This is a genomic window from Promicromonospora sp. NPDC023987, from assembly GCF_040639055.1.
Classification (GTDB): domain Bacteria; phylum Actinomycetota; class Actinomycetes; order Actinomycetales; family Cellulomonadaceae; genus Promicromonospora.
In genome coordinates, this window is record NZ_JBEZZF010000003.1 from 1 (window position 1) to 13,858 (window position 13,858).

At 70.6% G+C, this 13,858-nt stretch carries 16 protein-coding genes; 11 read left to right on the forward strand and 5 right to left on the reverse strand.

The window, feature by feature from the left end; genetic code table 11:
* The first annotated feature begins 205 nt into the window (after nucleotides 1-205).
* From AB0F40_RS02355 to AB0F40_RS02405, 11 genes are all read left to right on the forward strand, one after another.
* Nucleotides 206-652, forward strand: a complete 447-nt coding sequence (locus AB0F40_RS02355; RefSeq protein WP_357463568.1) for a hypothetical protein — start codon at nucleotides 206-208, stop codon at nucleotides 650-652.
* Between the two features lie 72 nt (nucleotides 653-724).
* The gene (gene hemC, locus AB0F40_RS02360; protein ID WP_357463571.1) at nucleotides 725-1,780 is read left to right on the forward strand and encodes a hydroxymethylbilane synthase; all 1,056 of its coding nucleotides are present in this window, start codon (nucleotides 725-727) and stop codon (nucleotides 1,778-1,780) included.
* A complete protein-coding gene (locus AB0F40_RS02365; RefSeq protein ID WP_357463574.1) occupies nucleotides 1,777-2,526 on the forward strand; it encodes a uroporphyrinogen-III synthase in 750 nt (249 codons plus the stop codon). Before hemC ends, AB0F40_RS02365 begins: the two co-directional genes overlap by 4 nt.
* A gap of 43 nt (nucleotides 2,527-2,569) precedes the next feature.
* Nucleotides 2,570-3,586: a porphobilinogen synthase gene (hemB, locus tag AB0F40_RS02370; protein WP_357463577.1), complete on the forward strand. Its 1,017-nt coding sequence runs from the start codon at nucleotides 2,570-2,572 to the stop codon at nucleotides 3,584-3,586.
* A gap of 71 nt (nucleotides 3,587-3,657) precedes the next feature.
* Nucleotides 3,658-5,001 (forward strand): glutamate-1-semialdehyde 2,1-aminomutase, encoded by a 1,344-nt coding sequence (hemL, locus tag AB0F40_RS02375; RefSeq protein WP_357464058.1) that lies wholly within the window; start codon nucleotides 3,658-3,660, stop codon nucleotides 4,999-5,001.
* 108 nt (nucleotides 5,002-5,109) lie between these two features.
* Nucleotides 5,110-5,400, forward strand: a complete 291-nt coding sequence (locus AB0F40_RS02380; protein WP_357463580.1) for a hypothetical protein — start codon at nucleotides 5,110-5,112, stop codon at nucleotides 5,398-5,400.
* A gap of 1 nt (nucleotide 5,401) precedes the next feature.
* Nucleotides 5,402-6,691: a hypothetical protein gene (locus AB0F40_RS02385; protein WP_357463583.1), complete on the forward strand. Its 1,290-nt coding sequence runs from the start codon at nucleotides 5,402-5,404 to the stop codon at nucleotides 6,689-6,691.
* Nucleotides 6,688-7,221, forward strand: coding sequence for a hypothetical protein (locus AB0F40_RS02390; protein ID WP_357463586.1), 534 nt, complete (start codon nucleotides 6,688-6,690; stop codon nucleotides 7,219-7,221). The genes AB0F40_RS02385 and AB0F40_RS02390 overlap by 4 nt, the downstream gene beginning before the upstream one ends.
* The gene (locus AB0F40_RS02395) at nucleotides 7,218-7,700 is read left to right on the forward strand and encodes a hypothetical protein (RefSeq protein ID WP_357463589.1); all 483 of its coding nucleotides are present in this window, start codon (nucleotides 7,218-7,220) and stop codon (nucleotides 7,698-7,700) included. The genes AB0F40_RS02390 and AB0F40_RS02395 overlap by 4 nt, the downstream gene beginning before the upstream one ends.
* Nucleotides 7,697-8,338, forward strand: a complete 642-nt coding sequence (locus tag AB0F40_RS02400; protein WP_357463592.1) for a hypothetical protein — start codon at nucleotides 7,697-7,699, stop codon at nucleotides 8,336-8,338. The genes AB0F40_RS02395 and AB0F40_RS02400 overlap by 4 nt, the downstream gene beginning before the upstream one ends.
* Nucleotides 8,335-8,907, forward strand: a complete 573-nt coding sequence (locus AB0F40_RS02405; protein ID WP_357463595.1) for a hypothetical protein — start codon at nucleotides 8,335-8,337, stop codon at nucleotides 8,905-8,907. Before AB0F40_RS02400 ends, AB0F40_RS02405 begins: the two co-directional genes overlap by 4 nt.
* Before the next feature lie 17 nt (nucleotides 8,908-8,924).
* Here AB0F40_RS02405 and AB0F40_RS02410 read toward each other — a convergent pair whose 3' ends face one another.
* The 5 genes from AB0F40_RS02410 to AB0F40_RS02430 form a co-directional block, all read right to left on the reverse strand.
* A complete protein-coding gene (locus AB0F40_RS02410) occupies nucleotides 8,925-9,641 on the reverse strand; it encodes a rhamnogalacturonan acetylesterase (protein ID WP_357463598.1) in 717 nt (238 codons plus the stop codon).
* A gap of 103 nt (nucleotides 9,642-9,744) precedes the next feature.
* Complete coding sequence (locus AB0F40_RS02415) at nucleotides 9,745-10,341, reverse strand: hypothetical protein (RefSeq protein ID WP_357463601.1); 597 nt, start codon at nucleotides 10,339-10,341, stop codon at nucleotides 9,745-9,747.
* Between the two features lie 135 nt (nucleotides 10,342-10,476).
* Nucleotides 10,477-11,160, reverse strand: coding sequence for a hypothetical protein (locus AB0F40_RS02420; RefSeq protein WP_357463604.1), 684 nt, complete (start codon nucleotides 11,158-11,160; stop codon nucleotides 10,477-10,479).
* Nucleotides 11,157-13,493, reverse strand: a complete 2,337-nt coding sequence (locus AB0F40_RS02425) for a hypothetical protein (protein ID WP_357463607.1) — start codon at nucleotides 13,491-13,493, stop codon at nucleotides 11,157-11,159. The genes AB0F40_RS02420 and AB0F40_RS02425 overlap by 4 nt, the downstream gene beginning before the upstream one ends.
* Nucleotides 13,487-13,813, reverse strand: a complete 327-nt coding sequence (locus AB0F40_RS02430; protein ID WP_357463611.1) for a DUF6507 family protein — start codon at nucleotides 13,811-13,813, stop codon at nucleotides 13,487-13,489. The genes AB0F40_RS02425 and AB0F40_RS02430 overlap by 7 nt, the downstream gene beginning before the upstream one ends.
* Between the last annotated feature and the right edge of the window lie 45 nt (nucleotides 13,814-13,858).

Consider the following 13,858-nt stretch of genomic DNA (forward strand, 5'->3'; position numbering starts at 1 on the left):
CCCTTGACGATCGTGGGATGTCACCGATGTCGGAAGCGTCCGGTCTTCAGCGGGGAAGTGCGGGTCCATCGATGGACCGATCTCGAGGCAACCGACCGATCTCGAAGCGGGCGCGCCGCCGGCCCCCGAGCGCGGCGCCGACATCCGTCTCGTCACGCTGCTGCTCGAGGCACCGGAGCTGGACACGGCCCCGCGCGGTTCGGGGATGCTCGTGGCGCCGGGCAGCTCGCCGGGCGACGTCCGGGCCAAGGCCCTGACCCATGCGACGGCGAAGTGGCCGTGGCTCGCCCGGCGGGTGCACGACGCCGTCGGGCCCGGGTGGCACGTCGTGCGCCTCAGCTACGGCCGTATCGGCGAGCCGACGCCCGACCCCACCCCCGAGGAGGCGGCCCGCGACGCGTCGGCGCTGCTCGGCGTCGACCTGACCGGCCGCGTGCGGGACAGCCTGCACCAGCGCTGGGACGGTTCGCTGCCCCCGCCGACGCCGGCCTACCGAGTCGTCGTCAAGGAGATCGAGGAGGCCGTGCTTGCCCAGCCCGGGCTCGACGCGACCGGCGGCTGGATCGCCGGAACGGGCCTCGCGGCGATCGTCGGGCACGCACGGCGCACGGCCGAGCGGCTCGGGGAGCCGGGTTCTGACACAACGTTCTGACAGCGCGCCAGCAACCGTGTGAGATGTGCGGCCGGGTTTCGTCCCCGCCGGGATCGGGTAGAGACTGGGATGGTGACCCCGACCCCCCTTCCCGTCAGCACACCCGGAAGCGCCCCCGGAAGCACCCCGGACGACGTCGCGCCGATCCGCCTCGGTACGCGCGCGAGCGCCCTCGCCACCACCCAGAGCGGGCTGGTGGCCAAGCGCCTGGAGGAGCTGACCGGCCGGCCGGTCGAGCTGGTGCACATCAGGACCGAGGGCGATGTGAAGACGGGGAGCCTCGCGAGCCTCGGCGGCACCGGGGTGTTCGTGACGGCCTTGCGCGAGGCCCTGCTGGACGGGCGCTGCGACGTCGCCGTCCACTCCCTCAAGGACCTGCCCACCACTCCAGCACCCCACCTCACCTTCGTGACGCCCGAGCGCGCGGACCCGCGCGACGCCCTGTGCGCCCGCGACGGGCTCACCCTCGCGACGCTGCCGCGCGGCGGGCGCGTGGGCACGGGCTCGCCCCGGCGCGCCGCTCAGATCCGCGCCGCCCGGCCGGACCTGGAGGTCGTCGACATCCGCGGCAACGTCGGCACCCGGCTCAACCGGGCGCTGGGTCCGGAGGCCGACCTCGACGCCGTGGTGCTCGCCTACGCGGGGCTCGCGCGGCTGGGCCGTACCGAGGTGGTCACGGAGGCTCTCGACGTCGACGTCGTCACCCCGGCGCCCGGGCAGGGCGCGCTCGCGGTCGAGGTGCGTACCGCCGACATCGTGTCCGATCCTTCGACAGGCTCAGGACACAGCCTCGCCGAGGCGATCCACCTGCTCGACCACCGCCCGACCCGCCTCGCGGTCCTCGCCGAGCGTTCGGTGCTGGCGCGGCTGGAGGCCGGGTGCGCCGCACCGGTCGGCGCGTACGCCACGGTGTCGGGCAGCGTCCTCCGGCTGCGGTCCGTGGTGGCCGCGGTGGACGGCACGGAGCAGATGTCGCGCGGCGGTGAGACGCGCCTCTCCCCGGACATCGCACCCGAGGTGATCGACGACGCCGCCCGGGCGCTGGGCATCTCTGTCGCCGAGCACCTCCTGGCGGACGGTGCCGAGCGACTGGCCCCGCTGAGCACCACCGTCCCGGAGAAGGCGTGACCGAACCTGGCTCCCGTACGGCCGCGGCGCACGGACAGACGGCCGTCCTGGTCGCCCGTTCCCCTGAGCGTGCCGCCGGGCTGCTCGCACTGCTGCGCGCGCACGGGCTCGACCCGGTAGCCGCCCCCGTGATCGAGCGCGCTGCGGTCGAGGACCGGGCGAAGCTCGACGCGGCCCGCGAGCGCCTCGCCGACGGAGCCTACGAGTGGGTGGCGATCACGAGCGTGAACGCGGTGGACGCCCTGCTCGGTGCGGCGGTTCCCGACACCGTCCGATGGGCCGCCGTCGGCCCCGCCACGCAGCAGGCGCTGGCCAGGCACGGCGTCACCGTCGACCTGGTCCCTGCCACCGCCACAGGTGCCGGGCTCGCCGAGGCGTTCCCCGCGGCGCCTCGCGGCCGGGACACAGCGCCCCGCGTGCTGCTCCCCCTCGGCGACCTCGCGTCCGACACGCTGCGCGCGGGCCTCGTGGCCAAGGGGTGGGCGGCCGACGTCGTGACGGCCTACCGGACGGTGACCCGGGAGCTCCCCCCGGAGCTCCGGCGGCCCTACGACGTCGTCGTGGTGACCTCCGGCTCGGTTGCGCGCCAGGTCGCGCAGCAGCTCGGTCCGCAGCGGGTCGTGGCCATCGGGGAGCCGTCGGCCCGCGTAGCGGGCGACGTCGGGCACACGGTGCTCGCGGTGGCCGACGAGCCAACGGACGAGTCCCTTGCCGACGCCGTGACCGCGGCACTCGTCAGCACCTGATGCACCTGTCATCTCACGTCTGCAGAACAGAAAGTAGGACACCTTGAGCTCCACCGGGATCGTGTACCGACCGCGTCGTCTGCGCGCCACACCGGGCATGCGCCGGCTGGTCGCGGAGACCCGGCTGCACCCGGCCGACCTGGTGCTGCCGCTCTTCGTCAAGGAAGGGCTGACCGAGCCAGCGCCGCTGACGAGCATGCCCGGCCAGGTGCAGCACACCGAGGAGTCCCTGGTGGGGGCGGTGCGGGCCGCACGCGACGCCGGGCTCGGCGGCATCATGCTGTTCGGCATCCCCGCCGTCAAGGACGCGAGCGGCTCGCAGGCCGACGCGCCGGACGGGATCCTGCAGCGGGCGCTGCGGGCGTCGCGGCAGGTGCTGGACGAGGTGGTCTCGACAGGCTCGACACCCGGTGGCGCGGCGACCCCCGTCCTCATGGCCGACACGTGCCTCGACGAGTTCACCGACCACGGCCACTGCGGCGTCCTCACGTCCACAGGGGCTGTGGACAACGACGCGACGCTCACCCGCTACGCCTCCATGGCGGTGGCGCAGGCGAAGGCGGGCGCTGACGTGATCTCGCCGTCGGGCATGATGGACGGCCAGGTGGCGATGATCCGGGACGCCCTCGACGACGCCGGCTTCGTCGACACGAGCATCCTTGCCTACAGCGCCAAGTACGCGAGCGCGTACTACGGCCCGTTCCGGGAGGCCGTGGACTCGGAGCTCAAGGGCGACCGCAAGACGTACCAGATGGACTTCGCCAACAGCCGTGAGGGGCTGCGGGAGGCCGACCTGGACCTCGCCGAGGGCGCGGACATCGTGATGGTGAAGCCGGCCGGGTCGTACCTGGACGTGCTGCGCGCCGTCGCCGACCGGAGCGACGTGCCGGTGGCGGCCTACCAGGTGTCGGGCGAGTACGCGATGATCGAGGCGGCCGGCGCGAACGGCTGGATCGACCGCGACCGCGCGGTCCTGGAGTCGGTGACGAGCATCAAGCGAGCGGGCGCGGACGTGATCCTCACGTACTGGGCCCTGGAGATTGCGGAGTGGATCAAGTGAGCGAACCGGTGGATCGCCCGGCCCCGGTGGTCGAGCCCGTCGAGACCCGAGAGCCTGTCGAGACCCAGGGCCTGCGCCGGGCACCGGAGGCGAACCATGCGGCGTTCCTGCGCGCGCAGGGCGCCATCCCTGGCGGCGTGAACTCGCCGGTGCGCGCGTACCGGAGCGTGGGGGGTGACCCGCGGTTCCTCGCCTCGGCCCGCGGTCCGTACGTCACGGACGTGGCCGGGCGGGAGTACGTCGACCTGGTGTGCTCGTGGGGTCCGGCCCTCCTCGGCCACGCGCACCTCGACGTCGTCGCGGCCGTGCAGGAGGCCGCCGCGCGCGGCCTGTCGTTCGGCGCCCCGACGGTCGCCGAGGTCGACCTCGCGGAGGAGGTCCGACGCCGGGTGCCTGCCGCCGAGCGCGTGCGGCTCGTCTCGACGGGCACGGAGGCGACGATGACGGCTATCCGCCTCGCCCGCGGGTTCACGGGCCGGCCGCTGGTCGTCAAGTTCGCCGGGTGCTACCACGGGCACGTGGACGGGCTCCTGGCGGAGGCCGGCTCGGGTGTCGCGACGCTCGCGCTGCCGGGTTCCGCCGGTGTCACCGAGGCCACGGCCGCCGAGACGCTCGTGCTGCCCTACAACGACCTCGCGGCCGTCGAGGCGGCGTTCGCCCAGCGCGGCTCCGAGATCGCCGCGGTCATCACCGAGGCGTCGCCCGCGAACATGGGCGTGGTGCCGCCCGCCGAGGGGTTCAACGAGGGGCTCCGGCGGATCACCGCCGAGCACGGCGCGCTGTTCGTCATGGACGAGGTGCTCACCGGCTTCCGCGTGGGCCCGTCCGGCTGGTGGGGTGTCGAGAACGACGCCATCCGCGCCGCCGGGGGCGACGGGTACACGCCCGACCTGTTCACGTTCGGGAAGGTCGTCGGTGGCGGCATGCCGGTCGCGGCGCTCGGGGGGCCGGCGTCGATCATGGACCACCTCTCGCCCCTCGGCCCCGTCTATCAGGCGGGCACGCTCTCCGGTAACCCCGTCGCGGTCGCCTCGGGTCTCACGACCCTCCGCCTGGCCGACGACGCCGTCTACGCCCGGGTGAACGAGGTGGCCGCCACGCTGTCCGACGCCGTGGGCGAGGCGCTGAGCGCCGAGGGCGTCGAGCACCGCGTGCAGCGGGCCGGCTCGCTGTTCTCGGTGTTCTTCGGTCCGCTGGCCGCCGCGTCGGGGGTGCGCGACTACGCGCAGGCCCAGGCGCAGGAGACCTTCCGGTACACGGCCCTGTTCCACTCGATGCTGGCGTCGGGGATCAACCTGCCGCCGTCGGTGTTCGAGGCCTGGTTCGTCTCCGCGGCGCACGACGACGCCGCGGTGAACCGGATCCTGGAGGCGCTGCCCGCGGCGGCGAGGGCAGCGGCGACCGCGCGCCCCTGACGCCGTTCCGGTCGGCACCCGGCCGGGGGGGTAGGTCTACCCATCGACGCTGGTCCGCTCCTTTGGCATCCTTGGCCAGGACCTGACCAGTGCGGACGAGGGAGCGCCATGGGCGGCGAGCTGCTCAAGATCGATCTTGCCGAAGTCGACACGACTTCCGAGAAGCTGAGTTTCATCGCGGAGAACCTGCGGAGCGCGGAGAACGACGCCGCGACCGTCGCGGGGATGATCCCGCACGACGGTCTCGCCGGCTGCGTCCAGAAGTTCGGCGACGACTGGAACAAGGCCCGCGAGGAGATCATCAGCAAGGTCGAGGCGGCCAACAAGGCAGGCGAGCAGATCTTCCTGGCGTTCACCGACCTCGACGCGAAGCTCGCCGGCGCACTGGAGAGGAAGTGACGTGACCAGTCCGTACCAGGCCCTCGCGATGGCCGAAGAGATCGCGGAGATACCCGGCGACGCCGACGGCATCCTGGCGCAGGCCAACAAGTACACGGACATGGCGGAGATCGTCTCCCGTGCGGCCCAGGACCTGCGGACCATCACCGACAACCCGGAGCGGTACAGCGCGCTGTCGACGGACAAGTGGCTGGCCAAGACGGAGGAGGTGATCCCGAAGATCGAGGACGTCAAGGGCCGCTACGAGGTGGCGGGCACCGAGCTCGCCGCGTTCGCCAACGTCCTGTCGGAGGCCCAGAGCACGGCCCGCAGCTCGGTCATCACGCGCGACAACCATGTCGAGGCCCTGCAGAACCTGAACGGGCAGATCCTCGAAGCGGGCGCGCAGCCGATGCAGCGGCCGGGCGACGACGGTCCCACCCCCGCCGAGGAGGTCAACCGCCTGGAGGACGCGGCGGAGCCGCACATCACGGCGATCACGGGCGCGCACTCCGCGTGGCAGACGGCGACGGGCAACGTCGACGAACGCGCCCAGACCGCGGAGGACCGGCTCAACGAAGCCATCGACTCCGACGGCCTCAGCGATGGCGTCCTGGACGAGATCGGCTCCGCCGTCGACTCGTTCGTCGACTGGGCGGCCCCCGTCCTGAAGATCCTGAAGGACGTGCTCACCGTCCTGGCCGCGGTCGTGGGTGTCCTCTCCATCTTCTTCCCGGTCCTGGCGCCGCTCGCGCTCGGCCTCGCGGCCGCCACGTTCGCCCTGAGCCTCACGTTGGCGGCGACCGGCAACGGAACCTGGGCCGACGTCGCCTGGGATGCGGTAGGCCTGCTCTCGTTCGGTGTCGGGGCAGCGGCCGGCGCCACGGTCAAGGGCGCGCGCGCCCTGCTGCAGATGAACCGGACGACACGCCTCACCCGGCTGGCGACCAGCCGAGGCACGGGCCTCGCCCGCGCAATGACCCAGCAGAGCGGGCGCGTGAGCCGCAACTTCCAGAACGCCATGCGCAACGGCCTGCAGCTGGACGTGAACCCGAGCATCATGACGTACGCGCGGAATCCGAGCCTGATCGCGCAGGTCGCCCGCAACGGCAGCGTCGACGGTGCCCGGTTCGCCCAGATCGCGGCGAACGCCACCCGTGGACGCACCGCTACGACGGACCTCATCCCCATGGCGAACGCGAACCTCGGACGCTTTGCGGAGAACAGCAACAACGTGCTGGGCGGGCTGGCGCTCAGCGGCTGGCAGGCACACCAGGCGCTGGGCAACCTGGTGGGGAGCGACGGCAAGTGAGCCGGACAGCTCTACAGCTTGCCGCCTCCACCCCACGCAACCGGATCTCCGGCGTGGCGGCCACCTTCGTGCTGTTCTGGTGCATCCTCTCGCCCCTGCCCGTCGCCCTGCTCAGCAACTTCGAGAGCTTCACCGACGTCATCGGCTGGCAGTGGTGGTTACCCGCCGCGTCGTCGGCGGTGGCCGTGGTGCTGAACCTGCCCACGCCACACATCCCGCGAGAGCTGGTCCGTGGGCTCGACCACCCGGACAGGCACCGGACCGGACGCGGTGCCCTGTTCTGGTGGAGCCTCGGGGCGACCATCGTGATCCAGGTGCAGTACTCCGTCCTGGCGTACGACGACCCGAGGGTCGCCATCTTCGTGGACGGACAGTTCCCGCCCGTCCAGGCCGCGGCCTGGGTGACCCTCGCCGCCGCCGCGGTGGTCCTGCTCCGGTCGCTCGCCGGGACGCTCGGCTGGGTACCCGCCGGCTGGCAGGAGCTCACGGAGGACGACCTCCCACGACGCGTGACGGGCGGTAGCCGATGACGGGCGTGACCGGGCCGCTCTACCTCCGCGCTCTGTACTGGCTCTCGGTCGTGGCCGCGGTGATCTGCGTCGTCGTGGGGGTGATCCTCAACTCCGAGGTCAACGGGCCGGATGCGACGGGTATGGACCAGGCGCCGTTCTACCCTGTCCTCGCCCTGGTCACCTGGCTCGTCGCCGCCGCGTACGGGGCGCACGTCGTCGCATGGCTCCGCGCACCGGCGAGCGCCCGCGACCGGATCACCGGAGTCCGCCCCGCGCGGACCGTGTTCGACGGCGGCCTCGGCGTGATCGTCACGGCGATCGTCACCGTAGCCCTGACGACCAATGATCCCGGCGAACCCGGCGCAGCCGTCCTGTGGCTGCGCTGGATCCCGGTGCTCCTCGTGCTCGCACTGACGCTGGTCGCCGCCGTCGGCGGCGCGCGGTCGGCGCACGACGCACCGTCCACCGACAGCGCTGACCACGAAGGGCTCGTATGACCACGACGGAACGCACGCGCCGCGGCCCCGGCTACTCCCTCATCCTTCCCCCTGGCTTCGTGCTGATCCCGACCCAGGGGGATGTCGCGACCACGGTGCGCACCAAGGTTCGGGCCCTCTACGACACGCTCGACGACCGTGCCAGGGGACGCCTGCGGATCGCGGAACGCAAGCTGACCGAGTACGCCACCGACGCCGGCCGAAAGGGCGTCGTCGACATCGTGCTGCCGGTGAGCAACTACTGGAACGCACCCTTGTCGATCGGCATGGGATTCGGCCCGGCCCGGCCGGACTCCGACCCAGGCGGGAAGGTCGTGCCCACCCGGGCGGGCAACGCGCTGCGCAGCGTCGTCGAGCGGCCCGAGGCTCCGGGGTTCGAACGGGCCGAGGCCCCGGACGGCTCGGCCATGGGCGAGGGCAGGACCGTGTGGCGCACAGTGCACCACGTCTGGAAGACGCCGGACGCGGGCGCAGGCCTGCTGGTCGGCACCTTCTCGGTCTCGGGCGACGACGAGCCCGAGCTCGCGCCCCTTGCCGACGCCCTGACGGACCTCGGCGACACGATCATGGGTTCCCTCGTGTGGACGGGCCTCGACGACGCCCCTCGTGCGGAGCCCGCACAGGAGGCACCGCAGTGACTATCCACATCGACCTCGACACGTATCACTGGACGCTCGTCCCCGAGTCCTACCCCGCCGGCGAGATCGCCGGCCCCGAGGCCTGGGCGAAGCTGGTTGCGGACCTCGCCGCCGAGGCGTGGGAGTACGACGAGCGGACGCGCGGCGTGCTCGAGGAGGAACTCCGGCTGCATGCCGAGCGACCCCGAGCCGGCGCGGAGCACCGGTTCATCATGATGGGCCTGCCGAACGCCGAGTTCGTGTCCGTCGACGTGCACGACCTGCCCCGCGGCGACGAGGTCGACGACGACGTGCTGCTCGGCCTCCCGGACGAGCGCATGACCAGCCCCGCGGCCATCGAGACCGTCGAGGGCCGCCTGGGGACAGGACGGCGCGCGGTGCGATACCTGGCGGCGCCCGAGCTGGGCTACGACATCGTCGCCGCCGTGAACTGGGCGTGGCGCACCGAGGAGCAGGACGTCGTCGTCACCTTCGGCACGCCGAACCTCGTCCAGCTCGACCAGCTCCTGCCGCACCTGGACGAGTTCGCCGCGTCGATCGGCCTGCGCGCGTCGGATCCCGCTCCGTGAGCCTGGCCGGCTGACCGTCAGGTCGCGGCGGCCACCGCCTCCGGCCAGGTGAACCACTCCACCGGGACGGCCTCGTCGATCCGTTGCACCTCGTGCTCGGCGAGGACCCCCGTGGCGAGCAGCCCACGCGCCACCAGCCGCGCGACCAGGCCGGCGCCCGCAGGGCTGAAGTGCGTGTTGTCCTGCCGCTCGGGCAGGAAGTCGAGCAGGCTCGCCTCGGGGCCGAGCTCCTGCCACAGCGCGAGAGTCTGTGCCGTGATGTCGAGCAGGCGTACACCCTCGTCGCCGGCCAGCGCCCGCATCGCGTCCGGATAGAAGCCGTGCGATGCGGCGGCGTTCCCGTCGTCATCGAACCGCCGGCGCGACGCGGGGGTCAGCAGCACCGGCTCAGCGCCCCGCTCCCGGGCGGCGTCGAGGTAGCGCCGCAGGTGGGACCGGTAGGAGGTCCACGGTTCGGTGCCGATGCGCGGATCCGTCTTCTGGTCGTTGTGCCCGAACTGGACGAGCAGGACGTCGTCGGGCCGGATGCCGCCCAGGATGGCGTCGAGGCGTCCCTCGGTGAGGAAGCTCCGGGAGCTGCGGCCGTTCATCGCGTGGTTGTCCACCTCGATGCCTGGCGCCAGGTACCAGGGCAGAGCCATGCCCCAGCCCGTCTCCGGGGCGGCGGCGGCGTACTTCTGCGCGGCGGTGGAGTCACCGGCGATATGGATACGGCGGGTTACGGGGGCGGGCATACCGTTCTCCTTCAGAGGACGTCTTCAGAGGGCTTCTTCAGAGGGCGTCGGCCAGGAGCCGGTCGAACCCGGCATCTTCAGGGTTGGTGTGGCACGCCGAGGGCTACTCGTCCACGCGCTTTCCGTCCGGGCCGCGCACCATGTCCGGGGTCGCCTCACGGAGAAGGTCGATGTCCGGCGGGGTCGTGTACGTGCCCACCGCGACCTCGTCGGTCGGCTCGCACTTCTGGTTCGACTCACCTCCAGAAGTGACACGCCAACCGTCCCGTAGCTCGCTCACCCAATACTCGTGCTCGACAAACTGTTCCTGCTCGATCCGGTAGGCACCGTCCTGCTCTTGGAGCTTTCCCTGCTCGAACGTGTCACCGACCGCGAGAGTCCACCGTGGAGCCATCCTCTGGCATGTATGCACCGCGAACTCGTTGTCCTGGATCTTTTCGATCTCAGTCACCTCGAACGACGGCGGCCCCTCCCACATCGATGCGCTGTCGACCGGGGACTGACGGATGAACGACGCGGTAGACCTGGCATGGCTGAGGACCATTGCGTTGGTCGCGGTCTCAGTCAGGGCGGGGTCAGAATAGTTGAAGGCGTTGTCCGCGGCGTGCTTCTGCACGACGTACTCCCGCACGACCTGCACCCGCGGATCATCCTCGAACTTTCCGGTGTTCTGACCGCTCCACTCGACCTCGGAGTGCACCGGTAGCGCCGCGGGGCCGCACCCGCCGAGCAGCACCACAACGATGCCGGCAGTAAGAGTGGTGCTCATAGCTCTGTTCACGTGCCGCTCTCGCCTCCCTCTTCAACCACACCCTGACGAGCGACAGTCCAGCGTCTAATCGTCCACGCGCCTTCCGCCCGGGCCGCGCACCATGTCGGGGGTGGCCTCATGGAGAAGGTCGATGTCCGGCGGAGTCGTGTACGTGCCGACCGCAAAATCGTCGGTCGGCTCACACTCCTCAGTACTCACCCCTCCACCGCTAACGCGCCAGCTCCCCAGCGCATCACTCACCGAGTACTGGTGCTTGACGAAATGTTCCTGCTCAATCCGGTACGCGCCGTCCCGCTCCTGGATCTTCCCCTCGTCGAAGGTGTCCCCGATCGCGAGAGTCCACCGTGGAGCCACCCTCTGACATACATGCACGTCAAAGGTGTGCTCCAGACGCTCACGCTTCACGATGTTTGTCACTGTGAATGACGGCGGCCCCTCCCACATGGAAGCGCTGTCGACCGGAGACTGGCGGATGGAGGACGCGGTGGACCTAGCCAAGCTGAGAACTGTTGCGTTCGTTGCGATCTCAGTCAGCGCGGGGTCGGAGTAGTTGAAGGCGTTGTCCGCGGCATATACCTGCACGACGTACTCCCGGACAACCTGCACTCGCGGGTCGTCCTCGAACTCCCCCGCGTTCTGGCCCTCCCACTCGACCTCGGCATGCACCGGCAGCGCGGCCGGTCCGCACCCGGCAAGCAGCGCCACCAGCACGCCGGTAGCAAGGGTGGTGCTCAGAGTTCTGTTCACGTGCCGCTCTCGCCTTCCTGTTCAGCCCGGTTGATCCAAGCCCCGTACGCGTTAGAAAACTCCGTGTTCTTCCGCTCGGCGAACGCTGTCACGCTCAACGACTGCTGCCCGTGCGCCCCGATGTAAGCGTCATATGCCACCGCTGACTTGCTGGCCAGCTGATCGGCCATGCCTGCCAACCGGGCACGCTCGCTCTGCTGGACCTCCTCGACCTGGGTTGCCAGGTGCGCGTCGGCAATCTCATTGATCTTGTCCATCGACCAGTTCACGACGACCTCCGGGGCGACTTTCTTCGCGCCAGCCGCCAGCGTCGAGGTCCCCAGGTCGACCGCCCCTTCGACCCTCTGGTCCACCCGTAGCGCTTCCTCGCTCACCGCCACGAGCCGGGCGCCCTCCAGAGCACCGTCGACCTGGAACAAAAGGTCCGCATTATCGGCCGACTCCAGCTCGCTCGTGTTCCCGAATGAGGCCCGCACCCGCTCGTTGAAATCCTCGACGGCCCGGTTTGCGACCTCCATCCCCGACTCATGCGCCAGGACCGGCCCCAGCGCCCGGGCCAACTCTCGCTGCGTCGCGTTCACCACCGGCACCCGCTCGTCACCCCCCACCAGCATTACGTCTGCGTGGTAGTTGCCCGATGGGCCTCCGATCACGCCGTTTACCGCGAACTGCGGGAGCTGCTGCATCATTGCCTCGGCCAGACGCTCAGCGCCCTGCGGGGTGATCCGCTCCGGAACCAGGCCCTCGTTGGCCGCGAGTTGCTCAAACACCAGCGTGGAAAGGTCCGCCACCGCGATCTGGGTCTCGGCGTTTCTGCCGCTCCCGAGCAGCGAGCCGTCTGCGTACTGCGCGCCGGACCAGAGATCCGCCACGACCTCGACCCGCCCTTGCCGATCCATACCGACCTCGCTGAAGTAATGCGCCACCCGCTCGTCACCTAAAACCATGCCTGTGATCGGGTCTGCCCCTTCCGCGGTGAGCCAGTCCAAAGCAGCATCGGGATACTCAGCCAGCGTAGACAGCACCACAGTGCTCTCGTCCCACCACAGCTTTTCTCCCGCCCCGCCAGCGCCCGGCTGATCAGCGAGGTAGGCAATCCCGCGCTGACTCGGCACCACCCCGGTACCGCGCTCCCAGTAGTCCAGCTCGTCCGCGACCGCCACGGTCAGCTCCCGCCCCATCAGCTCCTGCTCACCACCCGCGAACAAGAACCCGACCGGCGCACCATCCCGCCTGGCATTCACCCCGACCATCATGTCGCGAGCGAACTTCTCCGCCTTGGCCTGCCCAGCAGACCCCTTGCGATCCCAGACCCGGCTCGCCCCCACCACACCCGCACGCACCGCGACCAACGCCGCCAGCGCCGCCGCCCCGTAGACCTCATCGTCACGATCGTCGTACGCACTGGCACCGATGGTGCTCATCGCACCAACCACCGCGGCCCCGCCAGCACTGGCCACCGCGGCAGGCATGACCTTGGGACCACCGAACAGCTCCGTCGCCAGCACCAACGCCTGCGCGTCAGACGCCTCAGCGTCCATCGCCCCCGCGCCGACCAGCGCGTCGGTGACCAGTCGACGCCGCACCACCGGCGGCAGGTCCGACTCATCGATCGCGTCCTTCATCAACTCCCGCTGCCACGACGGCAGCCCGTCCCACCACGCCAGCACCGCTTCCGGCGACGCGGTCCGGAGCCACTTCTCGGTCGGGACAAAGCCCTGCGAGCCCGGCCTCGAGGGGAAGCCCAGCCCTGCGTCGCCGAACAACCTGAACCCGCCAGCACCCGAGCCTTGGCCCTGTCCGTGCAGCTTGCGCGCCAGCTCCTCGTCCGCCGCCTGCAGCTGCCCCATCACCGTGCGCGCCAACGCCAACAGCTCTTCGTGGTACTCCACCAGCTGTCTCGCCTGCAGATCCTGCGCCGCAGCCAGCCTCGTCACTACCCACGACTCACCGCGCATCGCCACCGAGCGCCGCAAACTCTCGGCCTCCCGCTCCACGTTCCCCAGCCGCAGTTTGCACGCCGACACTTCCTCCACCCAAGCGTCCATATGGTCAGCCCCGGTGAAGAACGCCTCGTACTCGTCCTGACCACCGGTCTTGACGGCCGCCATCTTCCCTCGCAGGTCGGACGCCTCAGGAGCGCTGTGGTACTCCCCCAAGGACTGCCAGTTCCCGTGCACCTCCGACGTCACGCTCGATGTCTTGGCACCCAGCCGCCGCGCCAGGGCTGCCTGCTGCGCCACCCACTCGATCCCGAGCGAATACGACCGGTACGGGAACCGACTCATATCGATCAACCCGTCCGAGTCCTGCAGATCCGCGGACGTCACCACGCGAGACCGTCCCCACCGGACTTCTCCTCGCGCCTTGAGAGCGCTTCGGTCTGCTGAGCCATCTCACGATCGCCCGCTTCGTAGACCTCGATCACCTCAGCCGCCGCTGTGACCGCAGTCTCCGCCCGGTTCCGCAGCTTCTCGACGGCCTCGGCTCGCTCCTCGAAGAACACACTCACCGCGCCGCCGACCAACAACGAACCGGCATCACCGGCATCGACTGCCCGCGCCTCACGCACCACAGCCGAAAGATCCCCGGCCCGATGCCCTGTCTGCCGCACCACTGCGCGGGCAGACGCCGGCTGCACACTGAACTTCATCCCCGTGATCCTCTCCGGCAATATCTTGGAGTCGCGCCAGCCGGG

Coding starts and splice junctions, on each gene's coding strand:
- AB0F40_RS02355 (WP_357463568.1), top strand. CDS start 206: ATGCTCGTGGCGCCGGGCAGCTCGCCGGGCGACGTCCGGGCCAAGGCC.
- AB0F40_RS02380 (WP_357463580.1), top strand. CDS start 5,110: ATGGGCGGCGAGCTGCTCAAGATCGATCTTGCCGAAGTCGACACGACT.
- AB0F40_RS02395 (WP_357463589.1), top strand. CDS start 7,218: ATGACGGGCGTGACCGGGCCGCTCTACCTCCGCGCTCTGTACTGGCTC.
- AB0F40_RS02400 (WP_357463592.1), top strand. CDS start 7,697: ATGACCACGACGGAACGCACGCGCCGCGGCCCCGGCTACTCCCTCATC.
- AB0F40_RS02410 (WP_357463598.1), bottom strand. CDS start 9,641: ATGCCCGCCCCCGTAACCCGCCGTATCCATATCGCCGGTGACTCCACC.
- AB0F40_RS02430 (WP_357463611.1), bottom strand. CDS start 13,813: ATGAAGTTCAGTGTGCAGCCGGCGTCTGCCCGCGCAGTGGTGCGGCAG.